16 protein-coding genes and 2 pseudogenes are annotated in these 25,036 nt (G+C 75.7%); 14 read left to right on the top strand and 4 right to left on the bottom strand.

Translation table 11 applies throughout. The annotated features are described in order from the left end of the window. Positions 1-4: 4 nt before the first annotated feature. Positions 5-1,261, top strand: coding sequence for a phenylacetate--CoA ligase family protein (locus ACIOFR_RS10460; protein ID WP_400994537.1), 1,257 nt, complete (start codon positions 5-7; stop codon positions 1,259-1,261). Between the two features lie 22 nt (positions 1,262-1,283). On the opposite strand, the pseudogene ACIOFR_RS10455 reads toward ACIOFR_RS10460, so the two are convergent. Further along, positions 1,284-2,498 (bottom strand): annotated as a pseudogene (locus ACIOFR_RS10455) (hypothetical protein); the annotation flags it as partial. Positions 2,499-2,734: 236 nt separating this feature from the next. On the opposite strand from ACIOFR_RS10455, the gene speB reads away from it, so the two are divergent. The 12 genes and pseudogenes from speB to ACIOFR_RS10395 all read left to right on the top strand — a co-directional run bounded on the left by speB (position 2,735) and on the right by ACIOFR_RS10395 (position 16,496). Further along, positions 2,735-3,709: an agmatinase gene (gene speB / locus ACIOFR_RS10450; RefSeq protein ID WP_400994534.1), complete on the top strand. Its 975-nt coding sequence runs from the start codon at positions 2,735-2,737 to the stop codon at positions 3,707-3,709. Continuing rightward, entirely contained in the window at positions 3,706-5,349 is a 1,644-nt protein-coding gene (locus ACIOFR_RS10445; protein WP_400994532.1) for a thiamine pyrophosphate-binding protein, read from the top strand. Before speB ends, ACIOFR_RS10445 begins: the two co-directional genes overlap by 4 nt. A gap of 264 nt (positions 5,350-5,613) precedes the next feature. After that, positions 5,614-6,486 carry a helix-turn-helix domain-containing protein gene (locus ACIOFR_RS10440; RefSeq protein WP_400994529.1) on the top strand — a complete coding sequence of 291 codons (873 nt, stop codon included), beginning with the start codon at positions 5,614-5,616 and terminating at the stop codon, positions 6,484-6,486. Positions 6,487-6,653: 167 nt separating this feature from the next. Then, positions 6,654-7,442: a hypothetical protein gene (locus ACIOFR_RS10435; RefSeq protein ID WP_400994526.1), complete on the top strand. Its 789-nt coding sequence runs from the start codon at positions 6,654-6,656 to the stop codon at positions 7,440-7,442. Next, the gene (locus ACIOFR_RS10430; RefSeq protein WP_400994524.1) at positions 7,443-8,156 is read left to right on the top strand and encodes a hypothetical protein; all 714 of its coding nucleotides are present in this window, start codon (positions 7,443-7,445) and stop codon (positions 8,154-8,156) included. Positions 8,157-8,608: 452 nt separating this feature from the next. Then, positions 8,609-11,164, top strand: coding sequence for a nitrate- and nitrite sensing domain-containing protein (locus ACIOFR_RS10425; protein WP_400994521.1), 2,556 nt, complete (start codon positions 8,609-8,611; stop codon positions 11,162-11,164). Next, on the top strand, positions 11,161-11,598 hold the full coding sequence (locus ACIOFR_RS10420) for a roadblock/LC7 domain-containing protein (RefSeq protein ID WP_400994518.1): 438 nt from the start codon (positions 11,161-11,163) through the stop codon (positions 11,596-11,598). The genes ACIOFR_RS10425 and ACIOFR_RS10420 overlap by 4 nt, the downstream gene beginning before the upstream one ends. After that, the gene (locus tag ACIOFR_RS10415; RefSeq protein ID WP_400994515.1) at positions 11,595-12,014 is read left to right on the top strand and encodes a DUF742 domain-containing protein; all 420 of its coding nucleotides are present in this window, start codon (positions 11,595-11,597) and stop codon (positions 12,012-12,014) included. Before ACIOFR_RS10420 ends, ACIOFR_RS10415 begins: the two co-directional genes overlap by 4 nt. 80 nt (positions 12,015-12,094) lie before the next feature. Next, on the top strand, positions 12,095-12,670 hold the full coding sequence (locus ACIOFR_RS10410) for a GTP-binding protein (protein WP_400994513.1): 576 nt from the start codon (positions 12,095-12,097) through the stop codon (positions 12,668-12,670). A gap of 55 nt (positions 12,671-12,725) precedes the next feature. Then, complete coding sequence (locus ACIOFR_RS10405) at positions 12,726-13,859, top strand: FAD-dependent monooxygenase (RefSeq protein WP_400994510.1); 1,134 nt, start codon at positions 12,726-12,728, stop codon at positions 13,857-13,859. A 123-nt stretch (positions 13,860-13,982) separates the two neighbouring features. Further along, positions 13,983-14,768 (top strand): annotated as a pseudogene (locus tag ACIOFR_RS10400) (serine/threonine-protein kinase); the annotation flags it as partial. A 438-nt stretch (positions 14,769-15,206) separates the two neighbouring features. After that, on the top strand, positions 15,207-16,496 hold the full coding sequence (locus ACIOFR_RS10395; RefSeq protein WP_400994726.1) for a branched-chain amino acid ABC transporter substrate-binding protein: 1,290 nt from the start codon (positions 15,207-15,209) through the stop codon (positions 16,494-16,496). Between the two features lie 30 nt (positions 16,497-16,526). Here the strand turns inward: ACIOFR_RS10395 and ACIOFR_RS10390 are convergent, their stop codons facing one another. After that, positions 16,527-20,429 (bottom strand): amino acid adenylation domain-containing protein, encoded by a 3,903-nt coding sequence (locus tag ACIOFR_RS10390; RefSeq protein ID WP_400994508.1) that lies wholly within the window; start codon positions 20,427-20,429, stop codon positions 16,527-16,529. Between the two features lie 241 nt (positions 20,430-20,670). Between ACIOFR_RS10390 and ACIOFR_RS10385 the strand changes: the two genes are divergently transcribed. Further along, positions 20,671-21,411, top strand: coding sequence for an alpha/beta fold hydrolase (locus ACIOFR_RS10385; protein WP_400994505.1), 741 nt, complete (start codon positions 20,671-20,673; stop codon positions 21,409-21,411). Between the two features lie 5 nt (positions 21,412-21,416). Here the strand turns inward: ACIOFR_RS10385 and ACIOFR_RS10380 are convergent, their stop codons facing one another. Together ACIOFR_RS10380 and ACIOFR_RS10375 are read right to left on the bottom strand one after the other, a co-directional pair. Then, positions 21,417-21,893, bottom strand: a complete 477-nt coding sequence (locus tag ACIOFR_RS10380; RefSeq protein ID WP_400994503.1) for a hypothetical protein — start codon at positions 21,891-21,893, stop codon at positions 21,417-21,419. A 595-nt stretch (positions 21,894-22,488) separates the two neighbouring features. Next, positions 22,489-24,909 (bottom strand): SpoIIE family protein phosphatase, encoded by a 2,421-nt coding sequence (locus ACIOFR_RS10375; RefSeq protein WP_400994501.1) that lies wholly within the window; start codon positions 24,907-24,909, stop codon positions 22,489-22,491. Between the last annotated feature and the right edge of the window lie 127 nt (positions 24,910-25,036).

Below are 25,036 nucleotides of genomic sequence, written 5' to 3'. Positions count from 1 at the left end.
GACAGTGCCCGCGAAATCGCTTCAGGAGCTGGTCGACCACGCCCGGACGCACTCGCCCTTCTACGCGCAGGCCTACCGCGACGTGCCCCGGACGGTCTCGCACCTCAGCCAGCTCCCGATCATCGACCAGGCCGAGTTCTGGGCCGCCAACAGATGGCCGGACAACCAGGTGCTCACCGGCCCGCTGACCGACGCGGGCGTCTACAAGACCGGCGGCACCACCGGCGCGCCCAAGCTCTCGCCCTGGTCGCGGACGGAACACGCCGACTCGGTGACCGCGTTCGGCGCCGGCCTGGTCCAGGCCGGCCTGAAGCCCGGCCACCGGGTGGCCAACCTGTTCTGCGCCGGTGAGCTCTACGGCGGGTTCCTCTACATCGAGAACGCCCTGCACCACGCCCCGGTCGACAACGTCCGGCTGCCGGTCGGCGGCACCGCCCCGGACGACTACGTCGCCGACCTGATCAACAGCTTCGGCGTCCACGTGCTGGCGGGCGAGCCGATGAAGCTCAGCTCGGTCGCCGAGTGCCTGGTCCGGCGCGGCGAGAGCGCCGACTCGGTGGAGCTGCTCCTCTTCGGCGGCGACCTGCTCTTCGCCGACCTGCGCCCGATCCTGTCCCGGGCCTTCCCCAAGGCCGCCGTCTCCTCGATCGGCTACGCGTCGGTGGACGCCGGGCTGGTGGCCGCACCCGTCGCGGGCGACGACGTCCGCGTGCACGAGGCGTTCGCCAACCGCACCCTGGTCGAGATCGTCGACGACGTCACCGGCGAGCCGATCACCACCCCGGGCGTGCCCGGCCGGGTCCTGGTGACCAACCTCTTCCGCACCCTGATGCCGATCATCCGCTACCCGGCCGGCGACCGCGCCGAGTGGCTCGACCCCGAGTGCCGGCGGTTCCGGCTGCTCGGCCGGTCCATCGAGGGCGCCCGGGTCGGGACGGTCGCGATGCCCACCGAGGACATCCGCGCCGTGCTCATCGACGCCGACCCCGACCGGTACATCGCCGGCATGCAGATGGTGCAACGCCGCTGGGACGGCCGGGACGGCCTGATCCTGCGCCTGGGCCACACCGAGGAACCCCCCGCCGACCTGGCCGACCGGCTGGTCGAGGCCGTCTACCGGGCCCGCCCGCTCTACCCCTCCGAGGTGGCGGCCGGTGCCATCCACCACCTCGTCGTCGAATGGGTACCCAGGTCCGAGCTGGTCACCAACCCCCGCACCGGCAAGCTCCAGCAGGTCCTGGACGAGCGCCCGCCCGCCTGACCCCGGGCGCCCGCCGCCCGCCTCAGGTCGTCGTGCCCGCCGCGCCCGCCCCGGCCGGAGCGGGCCTGCGGACGGTCCGCACGTCGAGCGCTTCCACCACCGAGCGGTGGAAGCGCTCGACGGCGGCGTCCACACTGCGGATGAAGCCGGACTCGGCGTTGCCACGGGTGCTGCCCATGCTCTTGGCGAGCGACAGCCGGAAGCCGGTGATCCGGGCGGCGTTCCTGGGCAGCAGGTCGCCCGGCTCCGGGCGCAGCCGCTCCAGGGTGCCGCGCGGCCCGGGGGCGCTCCCGTCGGTGAGGGTCTGCACGTGAAGGTCCGCGGGCGCGTCCGCGAGCTGGCGGACCAGCCGCTTGACCCAGCTGAGCGGGTACCCCTGCTCGGGAGCCGGGATCTCGACGGAGGTCCGCAGCCGGCCCACCCGGAGGTCGGCGACGATCTCGATGGTGCCGACCGCGTCGTCGACCCGGATCTCGGCCTGGAGCCGCCCGTCCTCGCACAGCCGGTCGGCGAGCGCGGCCCGCCGGGCCGAGGGGTCGTCACCGCGGCGGGTCCGCTGCACCGGCAGCACCTTGACACCCAGTTCGCCGCCGAGCTGGAGGCAGACCTGCCGGATCAGGCGCTCCCAGCTCTCGATCACCAGGGTGGCGCGCTCGTCGCCCCGGCAGAGGGTCTCGTCGTCGATGCCGTTGCGCACCGGGACCCAGGCCGGTCCCATGTTCTGGAAGCCGTGGCAGCCGGAGTTGTCGTGCTGGAGGTAGTGCAGCAGCTCCTGGAGGAGCCAGGCGTGCGCCGGATTGCCGACGCCCTCGTGGCGGATCAGCATCTTCGCCTGGTAGGCGACCTCCGCCCACGAGAGGTGCCAGAGCACCACCTTGTGCTTGCGCCGCCCGTCGACCTTGACCGGGACGAGGGGACTGCCCTCCAGTGCCACGTCGTTGGAGAGCGTGATGACCGCTTCGTACCCGCGCCGGGCGGCGATGTCCATGTAGTCCTGGACCTGTTCGGCCCGCAGCGGGTTGCCGTTGGTCTTGCTCTCCACCAGCGCCGTCCACAGCCGTCCGGCGCGTTCGACCGGGACGACGCCGTCGGGGCGCCGGGGAGCGTCACCGTGCGGGAGCGAGACCTCGGTGAACGTCTCCATCCGCCCGGCCGGCGCCCCGAACGCGGCGGTCAGCCGGCGGCCGAACTCCGGCACCTGCGCCATTACCGACAGCAGGACGGAGGTGGTGTGCACGCAATCGAAGCCGGGGCGCACTCCGCGACCCGTTCCGCCCTCCGGACCCGGGCGTACGGGGTGGCGTGGCGCGGCCGTCCGGCGGGCAGCACAGACGAGGGTCGTGGCGCACCCACGCACGCTGCACCCCGCCACCGCCCGTCAGCCCGCGACCACCCGTCAGCCCGTCACCCCGTACGCCCGGCGCGACCCGCCGGCCGGGGCCGGGCGTCAGTCCGGAAGGAAGGCCACCCGCCATGCCCCACCCCGAACCGCGCGGCCCCGTCGACTCCGCACGCGTCCCCCGGTACGCCGGACCGGCCACCTTCGCCCGGCTGCCGCGCCTGGACGAGGTGGCCCGCGCGGACGTCGCGGTGGTCGGCGTCCCGTTCGACAGCGGAGTCTCCTACCGGCCCGGGGCGCGGTTCGGCGGCAACGCCGTCCGGGAGGCCAGCCGCCTGCTGCGCCCCTACAACCCGGCCCAGGACGCCTCGCCGTTCGCCCTCGCCCAGGTCGCCGACGCCGGTGACGTCACCGCCAACCCCTTCGACATCGGCGAGGCGATCGAGAGCATCGACGCCGCCGCCGACGGTCTGCTCGCCACCGGCGCCCGCCTGATGACCCTCGGCGGGGACCACACCGTCGCCCTGCCGCTGCTGCGCGCGGTGGCCCGCCGGCACGGCCCGGTGGCGCTGCTGCACTTCGACGCGCACCTCGACACCTGGGACACCTACTTCGGTGCGGCCCACACCCACGGCACCCCGTTCCGGCGCGCCGTCGAGGAGGGCCTCCTGGACACCGCGGCGCTCTCGCACGTCGGCATCCGCGGGCCGCTCTACGGCCCTCAGGACCTCACGGACGACCGGAAGATGGGCTTCGGCATCGTCACCTCCGCCGACGTCATGCGCCGCGGCGTGGACGAGGTGGTCCAGCAGCTGCGCGAGCGGATCGGTGACCGCCCGCTCTACGTGTCCGTCGACATCGACGTGCTCGACCCCGCCCACGCACCCGGCACCGGCACCCCCGAGGCGGGCGGCCTGACCTCCCGCGAGCTGCTGGAGATCCTGCGCGGCCTGGCCGGCTGCCGGCTGGTCTCCGCCGACGTGGTGGAGGTCGCCCCGGCCTACGACCACGCGGAGATCACCTCGGTGGCGGCCGCCCACACCGCCTACGAGCTGGTCACCCTGATGACCCGGCAGATCGCCGCGGACCGGGCGGAGAGCGGCCGATGACCCGGGCCCGAACCGGGGGTGACCTCGTCGTCGAGTCGCTGACCGCCCTCGGCGCCGAGTGCGTCTTCGGGATCCCCGGCCAGCACGCCCTGGGACTCTTCGACGCCCTGGGCCGCTCCGGGCTGCGCTACGTCGGCCTGCGCGTCGAGAACAACGCCGGTTTCGCCGCCGACGGCTACGCCCGCACGGCCGGGACGGTGGCCCCGCTGCTGCTCTCCACCGGCCCCGGCGCGCTGACCTCGCTCGCGGCGCTCCAGGAGGCGGCCGCCGCGGCGGTCCCGGTGCTGGCCGTCAGCAGCCAGATCCCAGGTCCCGGCCTCGGCGGGCGCCGCAGGGGCTACCTGCACGAACTGGTCGACCAGCAGGCGAGCTTCCGCGACGTGGTGAAGTCCGTGCACCAGGCCCGTAGCGCCTCGCAGATCCCCTCCGCCCTCGCGGCGGCCTGGGAGTCCGCGCTCACCGTCCCCCACGGCCCGGTCTGGGTGGAGGTCCCGCAGGACGTCCTGCTCGCCGACACCCCGGTGCCGCCGGTGACCGCGCTGCGCGCCGAGCCGCGGCCGCTGCCGCCCCGCCCGGAGCTGATCGCCGAGGCCGCGGCCCTGCTCGGGGCCGCCCGGCGGCCGGCGGTCCTGGCGGGCGGCGGCGTGGTGCGGGCGGGCGCCGCGGACGGGCTGCTGAGGCTCGCCGAGCGGCTGCGTGCGCCCGTGGCGTGCACCTTCGGCGGCAAGGGCGCCTTCCCCTGGGAGCATCCGCTCTCGTTGCAGTCGTGGCTGGAGGACCGGTACACCACCGAGCTGCTGGAGGACGCCGACGTGCTGCTGGTGGTCGGCTCCGGCCTGGGCGAACTCTCCAGCAACTACCACACGTTCGCCCCCCGCGGCCGGGTCGTCCAGATCGAGGCGGACCTCGGCAAGCTGGAGTCCAACCATCCTGCGCTGGGCATCCACGCGGACGCGGCGCCGGCCCTCGGTGCGCTCGGCGAGGCCGTCCCGGCCAGGGCCGCCGACGGGCTCGCCGAGGCGCGCGTCGCCGACCTGCTCAAGCGGGTCCGCGAACGGATCGCGGGCCAGGGCCTCGACCTGGAGCAGCGGGTGCTCGCCGCCGTGCGCGCCGCCCTGCCGGACGACGCCCCGGCCTTCTTCGACATGACGATCCTGGGCTACTGGGCGTGGTCGGCCTGGGACGCCCGCCGCCCGGGGGCCATGCACTCGGCCCAGGGCGCGGGCGGCCTCGGCTACGCCCTCCCCGCCGCGCTCGGCGCCGCCGCGGCCCTCGACGGCACTCCCACGCCGGTGCTCGCCGTCAGCGGGGACGGCGGCGCGATGTACTCGATCGCCGAACTGGCCACCGCCGCCCAGCACCGTCTCCCGGTCACCTGGCTGATCGTGGACGACGGGGGCTACGGCATCCTGCGGGAGTACATGACCGGCGCCTTCGGCGGGGCCACCGGCACCGAGCTGGTCCGGCCCGACTTCGTCCGCCTCGCCGAGGCGTTCGGCGTCCCCGCCACCGCGACCACCCCCGACCGGCTCCGGTCCGACCTGGCGGCCGCGCTCGCGGCGCCGGGCCCGTCGGTGGTGGTGCTGCCGGTGCTGCTGCGGATGTTCGAGCCGACCCACCTGGGGGTGGGCGGCGGGTGAGCGGGGCCGTGGCCGGGAGTCGTCCGGAGGACGGGCGGGTGGTGGTCCGGGTGCCGTGTCCCGAACGCCGTTGGCGACGGCACCGCATGAGGTCGGGTCATGTGACCTTCCGCCCGTCCGTCCCGATCCCGGCGGGAGCCGGAGCGGTGGATGGTAGGAAGGGGCCCGCGGTGTTGTCGCCGTGTCGGCGGACGAGCGGACGGATTCGATCGGCATGATCGCGCCGTCCTGTGACGGGCCCGTCCCGGGGAGGAGGACGGTCCGATGACGGTCGACGTGCGAGGCGGTGTGGTGGCCGGTCCGGGGGTCTCGGTCGTCCGGATCGGCGGGCGCTGGCGGGTGACCAGGCCCTGGCATCCCGGGCTGCGGCCGCATCTGCGCAGCTACGCCGGCTACTGGGAGACCGGGTCGTCGCCGTACCGGGTGCGGGTGGTCCCGACCGGGCGGGCCGTGGTGGTGATCAACCTGGCCGAACCGTTCACGCAGGTCACCCGGTTGGGAGTGCCCGGCCCGGGCAGCGGGCGGATCGGTTCGCTGGTGGTGGGCCTGGAGGACCGGCCGGCGCTGTGCGAGCACCCCGGCGGGCAGGAGGCGATCCGGCTGGAGCTGACGCCGCTGGGTGCCTACCGCCTGTTCGCCGTCCCGATGCGGGAGTTGACCAACCACGCGGTCGACCTGCGGGACGTGCTGGGGCCCGGGGCCGGCCTCCTGGTCGAGCGACTGGCGGCCACCGGGGACTGGGCGGCCAGGTTCGACCTGCTGGACGCCGCCCTGCTGGCCAGGCTGGGGCTGGGTCCGGACCCGGCACCCGAGGTCGGCCGGGCCTGGCGGCTGCTGGCCGCCAGCGGCGGTACCGTCCCGATCGCCCGGCTCGCGGACGAAGTGGGCTGGAGCCAGGGCCACTTGATCCGCCGCTTCACCGACCAGGTCGGGCTGGCGCCCAAGGCCTCGGCCCGGGTGCTGCGCTTCCACCGCGCGGTCACCCTGCTGGCGCGGGGGGACGGCCCCGCCGCCGTCGCGGCGGCCTGCGGCTACTACGACCAGGCGCACCTCAACCGGGAGTTCCGCGCGATGGCCGCCGCCACGCCCGGGCAACTGGTGGCCGCCCGCCGGGTGGAGGGCGCGCTCGCGCAGTAGGCGCGCCGCGGAGGGGAGCGCAATTTTGTCCAAGCCCGGCCCGCCGCGCCGCCGTTAGCCTCTGCTGGTCCGGGCGCGCCCACGCCGCGCGCCCGGACCGGCCGCACGCGCCGGCGGCCGCTCGGGGCCCGCCGGCGGACGGTGCAGGCCTTGGTGAGGGGGGAACCATGGCAGTCGAACTACCGCCGGAACTCGGTGCCGTGCTCGGCCTCCTCGGGCTGGCATGGCCCCAGGTGGACGAGGACGAGGTGGTCAGGCTCGCGGACGAGCTGAGGAAGCTCGCCTCGACCCTCGACTCCGTGCAGATGGACGCCGACCGGGCGCTCACCGTACTGAAGGAGGCCTACCACGGCGCGTCCGCGGACCGGCTGACCGAGATGTGGGGGACGGTCTCGACGTACTCCCGCCTGGTGGTCGAGGCCTGCGGGGCAGCCGCCACCGCGCTCAACGCGGCCGCGCTGGTCGTCGAGGGCTGCAAGGCCGCCACGATCGTCCAGCTGGTGACCACCCAGGGCGAGTTGGCGGCGGCCTCGGTGACCGGGCCGTGGTCCACGGCGGGCATCGTCGCGGTGGCCCGGCAGATCGCCTCGACGATCCTGGAGGAGGCGGTGTCCGCGCTCGGCCAGGCCCTGGCGCAGCCGGTGGGCGATCTGGTGGAGGCGGTGGCCGGCGGCCTGGCCGCCGGTGGCTCGGGCTCGTCGCAGGGCAGCGGGTTCGGGGTGGACCTGGAGCAGTTGGCGTCCTGCGCGCTGCAACTGCGCCGGCACGCCGACGGGATCGACGCGCACGGCGACTCCTTCCGGCGGATCGTCGACGGCCTGGACGTGGGCCGGCCGGGCGACGCGCTGGGCCGGCTGGTGCTCGCCGCCGTCGAGCAGATCGCCGTCACCGTGGGGACGGAGGTGCTCAGGCGCCTGCTGGGCTGCTTCCGCGGGACGGCCGACCGGATGGACTAGGTGGCGCGCAACCTGACCGAGCACGAGGACGCGCACAGCCGCGAGATGCAGGGCATCCTGACCGCGCCGGGCTCGCCGGCCGGGCCGGGGCCGCTGAGGCTGGCGGGCGGGGTCGGCGCCGGCGGCGTGCACCGTACGGGCCGCCGTTCGGAGGAGGGGCCCGACCTCGCCGCCGCCGGTGCCGCGGTGGGCGGTGGGCCGTTCCCCGTTGCGGCGGGACCGTCCGGAGCGGTCGACGCGCGTGGTGCGCGGCCGGCCCGCCCCGTGGGGCCCGGCGCACCGGACCGGCACACCGTGCCGGCGGAGCGGGCCACCGCCGTCCCGGCGGCGCAGCCGAGGCCGGCGTCCGCCGCCGGTCCGCATCCTGCTTCCGGTCACCAGGGCGGCCCGGTCCCGGCCCGGAACGGGACCGGTGGGCACGTCGGCGGACAGTCGGCCCGGGAGCCGGCCGGTCCGGCCCGGCCGGCGTTCGCCCCGCCGGCGGGTGCGCCCGATCCGGGGGCGTACGGGCGTCCCGGCCTCGGGCGTCACCAGGGGCAGGAGCCCGGGCAGGGCGGCGCCGTCCCCGCCCGGGAGGGTGCCGCCGCGCCGCGGGGGCCGCGTGCGGGCGGTCCCGCCGGCGACCCGGCCGGGCCGGGGGAGGGGCCCGCCGAGGTGGCCGACGACGGCGACCGGGTGGCCGTCGGCCGGCAGGGCGGTGTGTACGGCGCGTGACGGTGTGACGGCGGGTGGTGCCGGCGGCGGGTGGTGGCGGGCGGTGGGAGGACGGGTCCGCCGGGCACCGCCCGTCCCTCGGGCGCCGGTCCGGGAACCTCGTTCGACCAGCGGTGACGTACGGGTGCGGTGTGGCGCGGAGGCGTTCGCGGCGGGGGTGTCCCGGCGGGTGGCGGGTCGGACCGGGGCTCGGTGGGCAGGAGCGGAGAATGTGACGCCGCGTGAACTATGGGGTGAGGCTTCGTGGTTGTTATGCGATATGACTAATATCGATCCGTCAACGTTCTTTCAGACACGGTGTGTCGGCAACGACCACCGCCGTCTCCAAGGAGAATGCCCTGCGCGCGCGTGCGTCTCGGCGGATCGCCCCGACGAATCAGGGGGCGGTGGCCGAGCCGTCGCCTCCCACGGCCCCCCGGCGGGTCAGCCGTTCCGGCCGCGGCCGGTCCCGGATGTCCCTCCGCTCGGCCCTGCTGACCCTGGCCGTCGTGCCGGGCCTCGCCCTCGCCGCACTCTGGGCGGCCACCACCGGCGAGACCTTCTTCAGCTTCCAACGGATGGCCGACCAGGGGCAGTTGGCCCAGCAGGCCGGTCAGCCGTCCAACATCGTGTACTACAACCTCCAGGAGGAGCGCCGGCTCAGCGCCGAGGCGATCGCCCGGCCCGGCAGCGTCACGGACCAGCTGCGGGACCAGCGCCACAGGACCGACGAGGCGATCGCCACCTTCGAGAAGCTCTCCGCCGTCACCGCCTCCGACGCCCCCGTCGAGGTGCGCGACGCGGTGCTCCGGGCCCGGCAGGCCATGGGCCGGCTGGACGCGCAGCGGGCCGCCGTGGACGAGGGCGGATCCGCCGACCGGCAGGCCACCGTCTACCGCTACTACACCGACCTGATCGCGGTCGACCTGCGGCTGTTCACCGCCCTCGGCCACGTCGACGACGGCAGGGTGACCACCATCTCCCAGCCGCTGATCGGACTGTTCTGGACCAAGGAGATGATCTCCCGCTCGGACGCGCTGCTGGCCCGCGGCTGGCCCGCCGGACGGCTCTCCGTCCCGGACTACCAGCAGGTCCAGGCGGCCCTGAACGAGCAGGCGTTCCGCTACGGCACCGAGGTGGTGCCCTACCTGTCGCCGGCCGAGACGGCCAAGTGGCAGGAGATCGTCAACAGCCCGGCCTGGCAGGCCAAGGGCGAGGTCGAGCAGGCCCTGCTGAAACCCACCGCGGCCGACGCCGCCGGCACCGTCGCCCTCGCGCCGAACCAGCAGAAGTGGCGCCAGGCGATGGACCAGCTGACCCCCAGACTGGTCGACCTGATGGAGTCCAGGACCGGTAGCGTCGTCGACGTCGGGCTCGGCTCCATCACCCATCTGCTGCTGACCGTGGTGCTCACCAGCGTGATCGGCCTGTTCGCGGTCGTCGCGGTGATCGTCACCACCTGGCGGCTGACCCGCTCGATGCGTCGCCGGATCACCGAACTCCAGGCGCGTGCAGAGGAGTTGGAGCGCAGCCTGCCGGAGGTCGTGGAGCGGCTCGCCCAGGGCGAGCAGATCGACGCCGCCGCCGAGGCGGCCGCCATCGAGGAGGAGCCCGAGACCGGCTCCCGGGACGAGCTATCCCGCCTCGGTGCGGCGCTCAACCTCGCCCGCTCCGCCGCGATCGGCGCCGCCGTCCAGCAGGCCGACCAGCACCGCGGCTTCGAGAAGCTGCTCCAGCGGATCGCCCGCCGCACCCAGTTGCTGATCGGCCAGCAGCTGCGCAAGCTCGACGAGTTGGAGCGCCGGTACGAGGACCCGGAGGTGCTGGAGGGGCTCTTCGACCTCGACCACCTCACCGCCCGCCTGCGCCGCTACGAGGAGAACCTGGTCATCCTGGCCGGCGGCACCCCGCACCGGCGCTGGCGCAAGCCCGTCCCGCTGCTGGACGTGCTGCGCGCCGCCCAGGGCGAGGTCCAGGACTACACCCGGGTGGTGCTCGACCTCGACGGCAGCCCCTGGGTGTCCGAGCGTGCGGTCGGCCCGGTCGCGCACGTCGTCGCCGAACTCATCGAGAACGCCCTGAGCTTCTCCCCGCCGCCCACCCCGGTGGAGGTTCGGGCCGGCGCCGTCGGCCGCGGCCTGGCGATCGAGGTCGAGGACCGCGGGCTCGGCATGGACGACGAGCAACTGGCCGCCGCCAACGAGCTGATGGGCCGCCCGCCGCGACTGGACGTGCTCGCCCGCACCGAGGACATCCGGCTCGGCTTCCACGTGATCGCCAGGCTCGCAGCCCACCACGGGCTGCGGGTCGAGTTCCGCCGGTCGGCCTTCGGCGGCACCCGGGCCGTCCTGCTGCTCCCGGACACCCTGCTGGTCCCCGCCCCCGGCCTGCACCCGGTGCCCGCCGCCCCGCCCACCGCCGCCCCGCCCACCGTCGCCCTGCCGACCCGCTCGCGCGGCGAGGCCATGGCCCGGGCGACCGCCCCCGAACTGCCCCCGGCCCCGTACGGCGGGCAGGAGCACCGCCGACCGGTGGCCGAACTGCCGCGGCGCGGCCCGGAGCCGCGCCGCCCGGTGCCGGAACTGCCGTACGGCGGACCGCTCCAGGCACCCGTACCGTGGCCGGGCCGGCCGCTCTACGTGGAGCCGCTGGTCCCGGCCGAGCCGGGCCACGCCGGCCTGCCGCACGAGTCGCACCAGGCGCCGCCCACCGCCCCCTCCCCGGCCGGCGGCCTCCTCGGCCCCGGCCCCGCCGGCGGTCCGGAGGCCGAGCCGCCGCTGCCGCGCCGCGTCCGCCAGGCCAGCCTGGTGGACGAGCTGCGGATCGCTCCCGACGAGCCCAGGACCCGCCCGCGGCCGCCCCGCTGGGACGAGAACCCGCTGTTCCGGCCGGCTCCCCGACGGGCCGGAGCGGCGATCGGAGCGTTCCAGCGCAGGTCCAGGGCCGCCCGGGAGAACCCCGGGGCGTCCGAGCCCTTCGGCGGCCCCGGGATCGAACCCCCCATCCCTACGACGGAAGACCGGTCATGACGCGCACCACCGCCACCCATCAGGATCTCGACTGGCTGCTCGACGGCCTCGTGGACTCGGTGCCCGGGACCAGAACCGCGGTCCTGCTCTCCGACGACGGCCTGGTGGTCAGCCACTCGCGGACCATCGACCGCGCGGACGCCGAGCGGCTGGCGGCCGTCGCCACCGGCCAGCAGAGCCTGGCCCGCGGCGTCGGCCGGCTCTTCGACGGCGGCCCGGTGCACCAGGTCATCGTCGAGCTGGCCGAGCTGTGGCTGTTCGTCATCACCGCCGGGCAGGGCACCCACCTGGCGGTGACCGCCTCCCAGGACGTCGACGCCGAGGTGATGTCGCTGGCCATGCACAACCTGGTGCAGCAGGTCGGCCAGAAGCTCAGCACCCCGGTCCGCGGCGGGTTCGACGCCTTCGCCGCCCGCGGCGGTGGTCGGGGGTGACCCCGCCGCCGCACTGGTACGAGGAGTCGGAGGACGAGGACGACGCGGCGGACTCCATGGTCCGCCCGTACACCGTGACCCGGGGCCGCACGGCCCCGGAGCGCGACGACTTCAGCCTGATCACCGTGCTGACCACGGTCCGGGAGCAGGCCGACGAGCTCGGCGCCCCGGCCCGGACCGCGGCGCGCGGCCTCCAACCCGAACACCGGGTGGTGCTGGAGCGCTGCCGGCGGTCCGCCGCGCTGGCCGAGGTGGCCGCCGAACTGCGGCTGCCCGTCTCGCTGGCGAAGATCCTGGTCGCCGACCTGGTCGCGCAGGGCCTCCTGCTCGCCCGGGCGCCGCTGGCGGTCGCCGCCGGCGGCCGGGCGGACCTCGGACTGCTCACCGCCGTGCGCGAGGGCCTCAGACGGCTCTGACCCGCGTTCACCACCCCCGCCCGTCCCACCGACCGGCCGCCGGGCCCACCGCGCGCCGGCCGACACACCCTGTGAGTGAGATGACAGACAGCCAGGCGGCCCAGGCCGCCGTGAAGATCCTGATCGCGGGCGGCTTCGGGGTGGGCAAGACCACCATGGTCGGCGCCGTCAGCGAGGTCGCGCCGCTGCGCACCGAGGAGTACCTGACCCGGGCCAGCGAGGGCGTGGACGACCTCGCCGGGATCGACCGCAAGGACACCACCACGGTGGCACTGGACTTCGGCCGGATCACCGTCAGCCCCGAGCTGGTGGTCTACCTCTTCGGCACCCCGGGCCAGGAGCGGTTCTGGTTCATGTGGAACGACCTGGTCAACGGAGCGCTCGGCGGCATGGTGATCGCCGACACCCGGCGCCTGGAGACCAGCTTCGCGTCGATCGACTTCTTCGAGAGCCGGGGCATCCCGTTCGTGGTCGCGATCAACTGCTTCCACGGTCACAACACCCGGACGGCACAGGAGATCCGGGTGGCACTCGACCTCGACCCGCAGATCCCGCTGCTGATCGGCGACGTCCGCGAGCGGACCTTCGGCCGGGACGCCCTGCTCGCCCTGGTCGACCACCTGATGGCGCTGCCCGAACCCGCCCCCGTCGGCTGACACCTCCCGGCGCCGGCCGCCCGCCCGCCCCACGACTGCTACGGAGACACCTGACATGGCGACACCCCTGCGCGTCCTCGTCCACGGCGGCGGCATCGGCGGCCTCACCCTGGCCACCGCCCTCGCCCGCGCCGGCCACCGGGTCCGCGTCGCCGAACTGCGCGGCGAGCTGGACGCCCTCGGCGTCGGCATCATCCAGCCCTCCAACGCGCTGCACGTGATGCGCGAGATCGGCGTCCTCGCCGACTGCCTGGAGGCCGGCTTCGCATGGGACACCCTCACCATCTGCGACCCGGCGGGCGGAATCCTCGCCAAGATCCCGCAGCCCCGGATGGGCGACGCGCCGTCGAACATCGGCATCCCGCGCCCGGCCCTGGCCCGGGTGCTCGCAGCCGCCGCCACGGCGGCCGGCGCCGAGCTCGCCTTCGGCACCACCATCACCGAACTGGCCGACGACGGCCACGGGGTGGACGTCACCCTGTCCGACGGCGGCTCCGGCCGCTGGGACCTGGTGGTCGGCTTCGACGGCATCGGCTCTCCGCTGCGCACCCGGCTGTACGGGGACCGCTACGCGCCCGAGTACACCGGATTCGCCAACTGGCGGGTCACCGTGCCCCGGCAGGCCGAGGTGCAGGGCGTGGTGATGAGCACCGGGGACCGCACGGCCAAGGCCCTGCTCACCCCGATCACCGACGAACTGATGTACCTGGGCGCGGTCTTCGCCGAGGAGGAGGACTTCCGGCCGGACCCGGAGCGCGCCCACGAGCAGCTCGCCGAGCGGCTCGCCGCCTTCACCGGGCCGGTCGCCGAGGCGCTCACCCGGGTCACCGACCCCGCCGCGGTGGTCCACTCGCGGATCTCCCAGGTGACCGTCGAGGCGCCCTGGCACGTGGGCCGGGTGGTGCTGGCCGGCGACGCCGCGCACGCCTCGACCCCGCACCTCGCCCAGGGCGCGGCGATGGCCGTCGAGGACGCCCTGGTGCTGGCCCTGAGCCTGGCTGCGGAGGCCGACGTGCCCGCCGCGCTCGCCGCCTGGGAGGCCCGCCGCCGGCCGCGCGCCCTGTGGGTGCAGGCCCTGTCGCGTGCGGTGCTCAGGCAGGAGACCGGCACCCCGACCACCCCGGAGGAGGACGAGCTGCTGGAGGTCGGCATCCCCGGTGCGGCGCACGTCCTGGTCGAGCCGTACTGACCGTGCGCCCCGGCACACCTCACCGGCCCGGCGGCGCCCGCCGGCCGTTCGGGTCCGACACGCCGTCACATCCGCTGATGTGAAAGGCCGTTGCGCGGGCCTGAGGGCGGATCCCGCCCTAGAGTGTGGCGGGTGAGCGAGGACAACAACGCTGATCTCATCGCCGGGCGCTACCAGTTGGTCGAGCGGATCGGCCAGGGCGGCATGGGCCGGGTCTGGCGCGGCACCGACCGGCACCTGTTCGGCCGCGAGGTCGCCATCAAGGAGATCCTCTTCCCGCCCGGTCTGGAGGAGGCCGAGCGCACCATGCTGCTGCGGCGCTTCACCGCTGAGGCCCGCGCGGCCGTCACGCTGAGCCACCCCGGCATCATCACCGTCCACGACGTGGTCGAGCACAACGGCGCCCCCGCCATCGTGATGGAGTTCGTCCGGGGCCGGTCGCTGGCCGCCGCGATCCGCGAGGAGGGCCGGCTGCCCGTCCGCCGGGTCGCGGAGATCGGCGCCGCCATGCTCGGGGCGCTCGCCGAGGCGCACGCGGCGGGGATCGTCCACCGCGACATCAAGCCGGACAACGTCCTGCTGACCAAGGACCGCGTGGTCCTCACCGACTTCGGCATCGCCCACCTCGCGGACGTCTCCACCAAGCTGAGCCACAGCGGCATCGTCATCGGCACCCCGCAGTACATGCCGCCGGAGCAGCTGGAGGGCAAGCGCCCCACCGCCGCCAACGACCTGTGGGCCCTGGGCGCCACGCTCTACCACGCGGTCGAGGGTCGGCCGCCGTTCGAGGCCGAGGGGCTGCACGCGCTCGCCGTCGCGGTCTTCACCCGGCCGCACCGGGCGCCGACCTCGGCCGGCCGGCTGACCCCGGTCCTGGACGCGCTCCTCACCAAGGACCCCGAGCGGCGGGCGACGGTGGCCGTCGCCGGCGAACTGCTCGCGGCGGTCCTCCGGGACGAGGGCCCCACACCACCCGGGACCGCCGCCGTCCCGCCGGTGCCCGCCCGGCCGCCGGCCACGGCACCGCAGCCGACGGCGCCGGATGCCGGGCCCGCAGCTCCGCCGGTGCCCTCCGCGCCGACGGCGCCCGCGACGCCCACCACGCACGCGACGCCCACCGCACCCGCCACGCCGCCGTCGGGCAGCCCGTACACCGCGCTCCCGCCGACCGGCCCGCACACCGCCCCGGTGCCCGGCAATCCGTACGCCGCGCCGGCACCCGCCGACCCGCACGCCGCCGCGCCGGCCACGCCGTCACCGTGGGGCGACGGCGGCAGCCTGTCCGTGCCGGTGACCCACCGCCCCGCGGACCTGCTGGTCGCGGACCGGACTCGCCGCCCGGCCGCCCTGCGGATCGCCGCCGTCGCCGTCGCCCTGGCGACGCTGGCCGGTGGCGGCGTCCTGGCGTGGAGCCTCACCCACGGTGGCGGTTCCGGCGGGTCGGGCGGCACCGGTGGCTCGGCGGCGAAGGGCGGCAGCAGCGGGCCGGCCGCGCAGGCGGGCAGCGACTCCGCAGGCGCCACCACCGTGGTGATCGGGGTGGCGGCGCCGCTCAGCGGCAGCCTGTCCGCCCTGGGCCTGGGCATCAAGAACTCCGCCGACCTGGCGGTGAAGAAGGCCAACCGCACCCACGAGGTACCCGGCGTCACCTTCGAGCTGCAGGCCCTGGACGACCAGGCGCAGCCCGCCACCGGACAGCAGAACGCCACCCGGCTGGTCGGCGACGCCAAGGTGCTCGGCGTGGTCGGGCCGCTCAACTCCTCGGTGGCCCAGGCCATGCTGGGCGTGCTCGACCCGGCGGGCCTGACGGACGTCTCGCCGGCCAACACCAACCCGCTGCTGTCCCAGGGGCCGGACTGGGCGAAGGGCGTCAAGGCCCGCCCGCACCCGTCGTACTTCCGGACCGTCGCCACCGACGCGGCCCAGGGACCGTACGCCGCCCAGTACCTGTACCAGGACGCCCGGAAGACCAGGCTCTTCGTCATCGACGACAACGGGACGTACGGGTCCGGGATCGCCGCCGCGGCCGGCGGCCAGTTCACCCGGCTCGGCGGGACGGTCGTGGGCACCGAGCACGTCAAGCCGGACGACCGGGACTTCACCGCGCTGGCCGCGAAGGTGGCGGCCGCCGGTGCCGACGCCGTGTACTACGGCGGCGAGTACCCGGCGGCGGCGCCGCTGTCCCAGCAGCTCAAGCAGGCGGGCGTGAACGTCCCCCTGATGGGCGGCGACGGCATCTACGCGGCCGAGTTCGTCAGCGGCAACACCAAGGCGGAGGGCGACCTGGCGACCGCCGTCGGCGCGCCGGCCGACCTGCTCTCCGGCGGCAGGATCTTCCAGGCCGACTACGCGGCGGCCGGGTACTCGGAGGAGGCCGGCGCGTACGGCGCCTACGCGTACGACGCGGCCTGGTCCGTCATCGAGGCGGTGAAGGCGGTGGTCGCCGCGAACGGCGGCACGCTGCCGGCCGGCGCCCGGGCCAAGGTCACCACGGCGATGGCGGCCGTGGCCTTCGACGGGGTCACCGGGCGGGTCGACTTCGACGAGTACGGCGACACCGTCAACCGGCAGCTCACCGTGTACTCCGTGAAGAACGGTTCCTGGACGCCGGTCAGGACGGGCAGCTACAAGCCCTGACGCGGCACCGCCGCGTCAGGGCTCGTGGGCTCAGCCGTTCGGTCCGGTGCGGACCGCGGTGAGCAGTTCGGCGACGCCGTGCTCCTTCAGCACGCCGTAGTGGTCACCGGTCAACCGGACGACGGTCGGGGGAGCGGCGGACCAGCCGCTGCGGCCCTCGATGAACGAGTAGTCGTCCCCGGCGGCCTTGAGCACGGTCACCGGAGCCGCCAGCCGCCGCTCGGCGAGTTCGTGGAAGCTGTAGTCGAACTCGTAGGTCAGGGCCGCGATGCGGGTGATCCGGCGGATCACCTCCTCGTCGAGATCCGGCAGCATCCGGTGGACGAAGGCGGTGAAACCGTCCTCGTCGTGCGCCTCGGCGAGGCACTCGGCGAGCCCAGGGCCGCTGATCGACCCGGCGAAGACCGAGTACAGGACGGCGACGTACGCGGGGTTGTCGAAGGACGCCTCGCGCCCGTTCCGCCCACCGCCGACCTGCCGGACCTCCGGATTGCCCGGGCAGATCAGCACCAGTTCGGCGACCCGCTCGCCGGCCCGCTCCAGCTGCCAGGCGGCCTCGAACGCGACCCGGGCCCCGAAGGAGTAGCCCCACAGGGTGTAGGGGCCCTTGGGCCGGACCGCGCGGATCTCCGCCAGGTCGGCGGCCGCGGTCTCCCGGATCGTCGGGTACGGCATCTCCCCGGCGTTGATGCCGTGGGCCTGGACGCCGTAGAACGGCCGGCCCACCGACCTGCCGAGCGGGCGCAGGTTCATCGGGTAGCCGCCGAGCCCGGGCCAGCAGAACACCGGCGCACCGCTGCCGCCGCGGTGCAGCGGCACCAGCCGCGAGGCGGGCGCGCCGCCGTCCTCGTCGACCCGGGCGGCCAGGTCGGCCAGCCGCGGGCTCTCGAACAGCACCTGGAGCGGCAGGCGGGTGCCGAACTCCCGGTTGATCCGGTTGACCAGCGCCACCGCGATCAGCGAGTTCCCGCCGGCCCCGAAGAACTCGTCCGCCACCGACACGTTCTCGTACGCCAGGGCGCCGCCCCAGACCTCCGCCAGCCGGCCCTCCGTCGGTGTCGACGGCGCGACGAACGGACTGCCCGTCCCCGCGTCCGCGACCCGCCCGTCCGCGGCCAGCGCCCGCAGGTCGACCTTGCCGTTGGCGGTCACCGGCAGCCGGTCCAGCACCAGCACCCGGTTGGGGACCATGTAGTCGGGCAGCAGGGCGGCCAGGTCGGCCCGGACCAGCTCGGCCGGACCCCGCATGTGGACGGCGTCCTCCCGCATGCCCTCGCTGCGCACCTGCTCCTCGCTGACCCGCCCGCCGACGAAGAAGTACGACGGGCCCGGTTCGATGCCGCACCCGGTCAGGATGTCGTCGATCCGCCGGGCGGCCGGCAGCGGGTGCCCGCTGCGCGAGCTGTAGCCGGACGACATGAAGCCGAGGCCGAGCCCGTTGCGCTGCAGGTGGTGCAGCCGCGTGCCCATCGCGATGTAGGCCAGCCACGGCTCCCTCGTCCGGGCGACGGCCGTCATACCGAAGGCGGCCCGCTCGTACACCTGCTGGTTGATCGCGATCACGTCCTTCGACCGGACGACGTCCGCGGACACCCGCTCCAGGGCGCCGTCCCGGAACCGGTACTGGCCGGCCTCCAGGTCCTCGACACCCCCGGGATGCGCCTGGACGAAGACCTCGGTGAGCTCCGCGCGCGGGCGCCCGTCGTCGGGCCGGATCGCGAAGCCGCCCAGGTAGCAGTCGTCCCCGGCGGCGTCCAACCGGCCCATGGCCGTGGGGAGATGGCCCAGCGGCCGGATGTCCAGCCCGTACGCCGGCAGCACCTCCTCGAAGACGCCCAGCATGTGGCCGGCCTCGAACTCCAGCACCTCCTCGACGTTGTGGCGGTAGACCGGCTCGATCGCCCGCCTCCGGCCGACGAGGTGCACGGTCAGTCCCGGGCCCGCCGCACTGTCACCGACCCGTACCAGCGCGTGCCGCACCGGGTGGTAGTAGTACGTGCCGGCGGCCGGCCCGCAGCCGCCTCCGGTCTCCAGGTACAGCTGGGTGGCGTACAGCGCGCCGGGGGAGGCGTACGCGTACTTCGGCAGCAGCCGCTCCTCGCTGTGGAACTGCCCGAACCACCGCAGGATCCGGCCGAGTTCGGCGAGCGTCAGCTCCGCCGGGCCACGGCCCCGGCCGCCCGGTCGGGCGCCGGCCGGGCGCGCGGCACGGAGCTCGCGCGGTGCGAGCAGCGCCAGCAGGTCCGCGCGGGTCACCGGGCGGTCGCCCTCGTAGCAGCGGTAGGTCTTGCGGGCGAACGCCTCCCGCCGCTGGCGCCGGGTCTCGCACCGGCCGGGCAGCTCCAGCTCCTCCCGCCCGGCCAGCTCCGCCGCGTCCCGGACACCCGGGTTCGACAGCTGCGCCCGCACCTGCAGCCGGCTCGCCTTGGACTGGTGGTGGCCGCCGTGCTCGCCCTGGTCCATCAGCGCGGCCTCCCTCGGGTTGAGCTCGACGCAGGCCACCAGGTTCCGGTGGCCCGTCCGCGGGTCGTCGGTGACGACCGCGGCGGCCCGCCGCACCCAGGTGTGCTCCTCGATCGCGAGCGCGATCTCGTCCAGCTCGACCCGGTAGCCGCGCAGTTTGACCTGGTTGTCCACTCGGCCCGAGCACTGGAGGGTGCCGTCCGGGTTCCACCGGGCGAGGTCCCCGGTGCGGTAGAGGCGCTCGCCCGGCAGGTGCGGCGAGGTGACGAACCGCTCCGCCGTCAGGTCGGGCCGGTGCAGGTAGCCGCGCGCCAGCTGGACGCCGCCGATGCAGAGTTCGCCGGTCTCACCCGGCCCCACCGGCGCCAGGGTCGGGTCGAGCACGAAGCAGCGGGTGTGGTCGACCGGCACCCCGATCGGCACCGAACCGCCGCCGTGCCCGACCTCGGCCGGGTCGACCGGCTGGGCGGTCGCGTTGATCGTGCACTCGGTCGGACCGTACAGGTTGACCAGCGACGCCCGTGGCAGCTCCGCGGTGAGGGCCCGGGCCAGCGCGTTCGACAGCGGTTCGCCGCCGGAGAACACCCGGCGCAGCGTGGTGCAGGTGCCGAGGCGCTCGGTGTCCAGCAGCGCCCGGAGCAGCGTGGGCACGCCCTGAAGGGTGGTCACCCCGTGCTCCCGGACGGCGTCGACCAGCGCCTCCGGGTCGCGGTAGACGCCGGGCGCGCCCATCACGACCCGGGCACCGCCGGCCGGCGCGAGGATCTCCCACTGCGCCGCGTCGAAGCTCAGCGGTGTCTTCTGCAGCACGCTGGCGTCCTCGCCCAGGTGACCCCGGGCGACCAGCCAGCGCAGCTGCGACACGATGCTGCGGTGCTCGATCATCACGCCCTTGGGGCGGCCCGTGCTGCCCGAGGTGTAGATGACGTACGCCAGCGACTCCGGCCGGGGGCCCGCGGGCGGGTCGGCCGGGCCGTGGCTCTGGGACGGGATCGGGTGCGCCCCGCCGGGGCCGGCCGGGGTGTCGGCGGCGGTGTCGGCGCTGTCGGGTGTGATGACGCGGGTGCCGCGCGGGGCCAGGCCGGCCAGCCGGGCCCGCAGGTGCTCCCGGGTGACGATCACCCGGGCCCGGCTGTCCTCGATCATCCAGCGGATCCGGTCGTCGGGGTACTCCGGGGAGAGCGGCAGGTACGCCGCCCCGGCGTAGAGGACGCCCCAGACCCCCACCATCAGCTCCAGGGACGGTTCGACGTACAGGCCGACGCAGTCGTCGGCGCCGACCCCGAGGTGCCGCAGTCGGGCGCCGAGCGCACCGGAGGACTCGTCGAGGGTCCGGTAGTCGAGGTGCCGGCCGCCGTCGGTCACGGCCGTGCGGTCCGGCCGCGCGACGGCTTGCCGCCGGAGCAGGTCGGGCAGGCAGACGGCGCGGCGGGTGTCGTGTCGGGTGAGCAGGACGGGCTGTGCGCGCATGGTGGAATCCCCATGGTTCGGCGGATCGTGCGGCCCGGTGGACCGGGCCCGGATCCCCAAGCTCCGCCACCCGCCGTCCCGGGCGCCCGGGGCGGCGGCCGCCGTCCGGCCCGACCGTGTCCCGGGAGCCCGCCCGGCCCGCAGGCCGGGGCCGCGACCAATCCGGCGGCCGGGGGTGCTCCGAAGAGGAGTCGGGGACACCCCGGCGCGGCACCCGCGCGCCCGAACGGACAGGAGCCCGATGACCACGCCCCGGCAGCCCGGCCACGGCACGGCCGACCGGAGTCCGCTGCGGCTCCACCACGAGCCGCGGCGCCCCCGCGCCGCCGTCCTCCTGCTGCACGGAGGCCGCGCCGACTCGCTGACCGCGCCACCCGCCGTCAACCTGCCGCTGGCCCGGATGCGCCCCTTCGCCGCCGCCCTGCGGGACGGCCCCGACGGACCGGGCCTGCTGGTCGCCTCGGTGCGCTACCGGCTGCGCGGCTGGAACGGCCACCGGGCCGACGCCCTGCGGGACGCCCTACGGGCTGTCGACGAGCTCCACCGCCGGGCGCCGGGGATCCCGGTCGTCCTGGTCGGCCACTCGATGGGCGGCCGGGCCGCCCTCGGCGCCGCCGCCCACGACGCCGTCCGCGGGGTCGTCGCCCTCGCGCCCTGGTGCCCGCCGGGCGAGCCCGTCCGGCCCCTGGCGGGCCGCAGCGCGGCCTTCCTGCACGACGAGGCCGACCGCGTCACCTCCGCCCGGCAGACCTGGGACTTCGCCCGCCGAGCCGCCGCCGCGGGCGCCCGGGTGCGGACCGTCGCGATGCCGGGCGGCGGCCACACCATGCTGCGCGGAGCGCGGACCTGGCACCGGGTCACGGTCTCACTCACCACCGCGATGCTGGCCGGCCGCCCGCTGACCGACCTCGACGACCTGCCCGGCCCGCCCGGGTTCCCCGACCCGCTCGACCTGGCCGCGCCGGCCGGCCGGGAGGGCTGAACCCGTCAGGCCCCCGGGGGAGCCGGACGGGTCGGGGTCTGCTGCGGCGGGGTCTGCTGCGCCGGGGCCGGGTGCGCCGCCCACGGCGCGGCGTACCAGGAGAGCGCCGCGAGCAGCGCGGCGCCGGGCAGTTCGGCGCTGTAGGCCATCACCTGGGCGGCCAGGTAGTCGGAGCCGCGGTGCGCCGACCAGAGGTCGAAGTAGGCGTCCATCGCCAGCAGGACGGCCGTGGCGGAGGCCAGCGAACCGGTCGCCGGGTGGCGGCGGCGGACCAGCGCGGCGAGCAGCAGCAGCGCCAGCACCTCCAGGACGTCCAGCCACACCCAGGAGTTGGCGAGGTTGCGCGCCCCGAAGCGGCGGACCGACAGCGCGAGGGTGAGGATCCACGGGACCAGCAGGACCGCCGCGGTGCGCAGCGCGATCGGCAGCCACCGGCGGATCGGCCGCTCGCGGGCCGCCATCGCCTCTCGGAGATCGAACATCCGTCGACCCTACCGGCCGGGCCCGTGCACCGGCGGGCCCGGGAGCCCTCAGCGCGGTGGTGGGGGCGGTGCCCAGGGCGCGGCGGGAGGGGCCGACGCCGAGCAGGGGCAGGTGCAGCGCGGGCGCGGCGGCGGCGAGGTCCGGGGGAGGACGGTGGCCCGGGCGGCCGGCCACGGCGTGCGCTTCGCCCACTCGGCCAGGACCGGGGCGCCGGCCGGCGGACCGCCGACCGGCCGTCGCGCACGGCGGCCGGACCCCGTCCCGGGCACGGGCGCGGACGGCGGCGGTGCGAGCGGCGGTGCGGACGGTGGCGCGGACTGCTGTGCGGGCGGGGCCGGTGCGGCGGCGGGGCCGACGGCGGTCACGGGGGTCCTGACGCAGGCGATGGTGCTCATGCCGCCCTCCGGAGGTGCTCGGTGCCGGTGCCCGGACGCCGGCGCCGGACGCGGTGTCCGGCCTCGGTTCGGGTCCCGACCTGCTGCAGCTGTCTCCCTGTTCACGCTAGCCGGGCGGTGGTGGCGGACCGTGGTACCCGGGGCGGAATCCGGCGGCCGCGGGTGGTACCGCGGTACCACCCGCGGCGGGCGGAAGCCGTCATCGGGGGGTGTCGGGCAGCGGCTGCTCGGTCCAGATGCACTTGCCGTCGGAGGTGTAGCGGGTGCCCCACCGCTGGCTCAGCGCGGCGACCAGCTGGAGTCCGCGGCCGCCCTCGTCGGTCTCCCGGGCGCGGCGGACGTGGGGCGTGGTCAGGCTGCCGTCGGAGACCTCGCAGACCAGGGTGCGGCTGCGCAGCAGGCGCAGCCGCACCGGCCCGCGGGCGTGCCGCACCACGTTGCCGACGAGCTCGCTGGCGAGCAGTTCGGTGGTCGTCACGAGCTCGTCGAGCTGCCATTCGGCGAGCCGGTGCCGGATGTGCGCGCGGGCCCGGCCGGCCGCGACGGGCCCCTCGGGGAGGTCCCACGACGCCACGTCGCCGGGGGCGAGCGTGCGGGTGCGGGCGAGGAGGACCGCGGCGTCGTCCTCGGTCCGTTCGGGGGCCGGGACGAGGGTGGTGACGAGCCGCTCGCAGAGCCGGTCGAGCTCGTCGAGCTCGTCGAGCTCGTCCGGTCCGGCGGGCGCGCCGGGCACCGGGCTGCCGGGGGCGGCCCGGAGCGCGGCGGCGAGCTCGGCGATCCCGGTGCCGATGTCACGCTGGGCCGACTCCACGAAGCCGTCCGTGTACAGCACCAGCAGGCTCCCCGCGGGCAGCGCCAGCTCCGTGGTGTCGAACGGCGGGGTGGCCGCGCCGAGCGGCGGGTTCACGGGGAGGTCGGGGAAGGTCACCGTGCCGTCGGGGCGGACGACGGCAGGCGGCGGGTGACCGGCGCTGCCGAGCGTGCAGAGCCCGTCCGCCGGGTCGTACAGCGCGTACAGGCAGGTCGCGTAGAAGTCGTCGCCGAGGCCGCTGACCACGTCGTTGAGGTGCGAGAACAGCTCGTCGGGCGGGAGTTCCAGCCCGGCCAGGGTGTGCACGGCGGTGCGCAGCCGGCCCATGGTGGCGGCCTCGGGCAGGCCGTGGCCCATCACGTCGCCGATGACCAGGGCGACGCGCTCGGCCGAGAGCGGTATGACGTCGTACCAGTCGCCGCCGAGCATGCCCTCGCCGGCCGGCAGGTAGCGGGCGGCGGTGGTGACCGCGGGCAGTGCGGGCAGCGCGCCGGGCAGCAGTCCGCGTTGCAGCGCCTGGGCGCGGCTGTGCTCGGTGTCGTACTGCCGGGCCCGTTCCAGGGCCTGGGCGATCAGCCCGCTGAGGGCGATCAGCAGGGTGCGGTCCTCGGCGGCGAACGGGCGGGGCCGGTCGAACGACACCACGCAACCGCCGACCTGACGGCCGGAGACCACCAGCGGCACGAACGCCCAGGCGCGTTTGCCGCTCAGTTCGAGCAGGGGGGCCATGCCCGGGTAGCCGGCCGTCATCTCCTCGGGCGAGGCGATGAACCTGGGGCGGCCGTCCTGCAGCGCGTGGTCGATCGGGCTTCCGCGGGGGAAGGCGCCGCTCGCGAGGAGGTCGAGGAACTGCCGTGAGTAGCCGACCGCGCCGACGGGCCGCACCCGGTCGCCCTCCAGGGCCTGCACGATCAGCCCGGAGGCGCCGAACAGCGGGAGCACCCGTTCGGCGGCCGCGACGACGTCGGCGGCGGTGAGCGCCTCGGCGAGGGCGGACGTCAGCCGCCCGATGTGGGCGGAGCGTTCGGCCTCCGCGCGTTCGGCGACGGCGCGTTCCGCCGCCAGCTGCCGCTGCTCGGTGATGTCGGCCAGGTAGACGGTCAGCCCGTCGGGCACCGGGATCAGTCGCAGGTGGTACCAGCGCCCGTCGGCGGGCAACCGCCGCTCCAGCTCGGCCGGCCGGCGGTCGACGACGGCCCGCCGGCAGCGTGCCTCCAGACCGGGCACCCGGACGGCCGGGAGGTCCCACAGGAGCCGGCCCACCAGCTCGCCGGAGGAGCCCAGGAGCCGTTCGGCGCGCAGGTTGAGGTACAGGATCCGCCACTGTGCGTCGACGGCGACGAACCCGTCGCTCATGTGCCGCAGGGCGCGCCCGGCCGACTCCGTCGCGGCCCGGGTCCCGGTGGTCTCCCAGAGTCGCCCCACCATGTGCGAGGGCCGGCCGTCCGCCCCGACGACGGTGCGGCCCCGCACCTCGACCCAGCCGACGGAGCCGTCGGGGCGGCGGATCCGGTGCCGGACGCTGTACTCGGCGCCCTCGCGCAGCGACTGTTCCGCCTGCGCCAGCACGGCCGGCAGGTCCTCGGGATGGATCAGCGCCCGCCAGGTGTCGATCCGGCCGTCGAAGGCGTCCGGGGGGATGCCGAGCGCCCGGGTCATCGTGCTGTCCCAGAGCAGGTCCCCGGTACGGATGTCCCAGTCCCACGCGCCGACCCGGACGGTGTCCAGGGCCAGCCGGATCCGGTCGCCGTCCGACGCCCCCGGGCCCGGGTCCGCCGCGCCGGGGGCGGGTGTGGTGCCCACTGTCATGCCTCCGATCTGCCGGCATGATCCGATGGCGGCCGTCGGAACCGGTACCCCCTGATGCCCCGAATTGCACTATATCTCCGCACCGTAAGGTGTTCGTAGGCGTCCCGGGACGGGTGCCCGCGCGGGG

The sequence above is a fragment of the Kitasatospora sp. NPDC088346 genome, from assembly GCF_044740765.1.
GTDB lineage: Bacteria > Actinomycetota > Actinomycetes > Streptomycetales > Streptomycetaceae > Kitasatospora.
Note: the sequence above shows the minus strand (reverse complement) of the source record. Positions and strands in the feature narration are given on the sequence as shown.

Bases quoted from the DNA above. Each gene is read 5' to 3' on its own strand.
- speB (WP_400994534.1), top strand. From the start codon at position 2,735: ATGCCCCACCCCGAACCGCGCGGCCCCGTCGACTCCGCACGCGTCCCC.
- ACIOFR_RS10445 (WP_400994532.1), top strand. From the start codon at position 3,706: ATGACCCGGGCCCGAACCGGGGGTGACCTCGTCGTCGAGTCGCTGACC.
- ACIOFR_RS10440 (WP_400994529.1), top strand. From the start codon at position 5,614: ATGACGGTCGACGTGCGAGGCGGTGTGGTGGCCGGTCCGGGGGTCTCG.
- ACIOFR_RS10435 (WP_400994526.1), top strand. From the start codon at position 6,654: ATGGCAGTCGAACTACCGCCGGAACTCGGTGCCGTGCTCGGCCTCCTC.
- ACIOFR_RS10425 (WP_400994521.1), top strand. From the start codon at position 8,609: ATGTCCCTCCGCTCGGCCCTGCTGACCCTGGCCGTCGTGCCGGGCCTC.
- ACIOFR_RS10420 (WP_400994518.1), top strand. From the start codon at position 11,161: ATGACGCGCACCACCGCCACCCATCAGGATCTCGACTGGCTGCTCGAC.
- ACIOFR_RS10410 (WP_400994513.1), top strand. From the start codon at position 12,095: ATGACAGACAGCCAGGCGGCCCAGGCCGCCGTGAAGATCCTGATCGCG.
- ACIOFR_RS10405 (WP_400994510.1), top strand. From the start codon at position 12,726: ATGGCGACACCCCTGCGCGTCCTCGTCCACGGCGGCGGCATCGGCGGC.
- ACIOFR_RS10390 (WP_400994508.1), bottom strand. From the start codon at position 20,429: ATGCGCGCACAGCCCGTCCTGCTCACCCGACACGACACCCGCCGCGCC.
- ACIOFR_RS10385 (WP_400994505.1), top strand. From the start codon at position 20,671: ATGACCACGCCCCGGCAGCCCGGCCACGGCACGGCCGACCGGAGTCCG.
- ACIOFR_RS10380 (WP_400994503.1), bottom strand. From the start codon at position 21,893: ATGTTCGATCTCCGAGAGGCGATGGCGGCCCGCGAGCGGCCGATCCGC.
- ACIOFR_RS10375 (WP_400994501.1), bottom strand. From the start codon at position 24,909: ATGACAGTGGGCACCACACCCGCCCCCGGCGCGGCGGACCCGGGCCCG.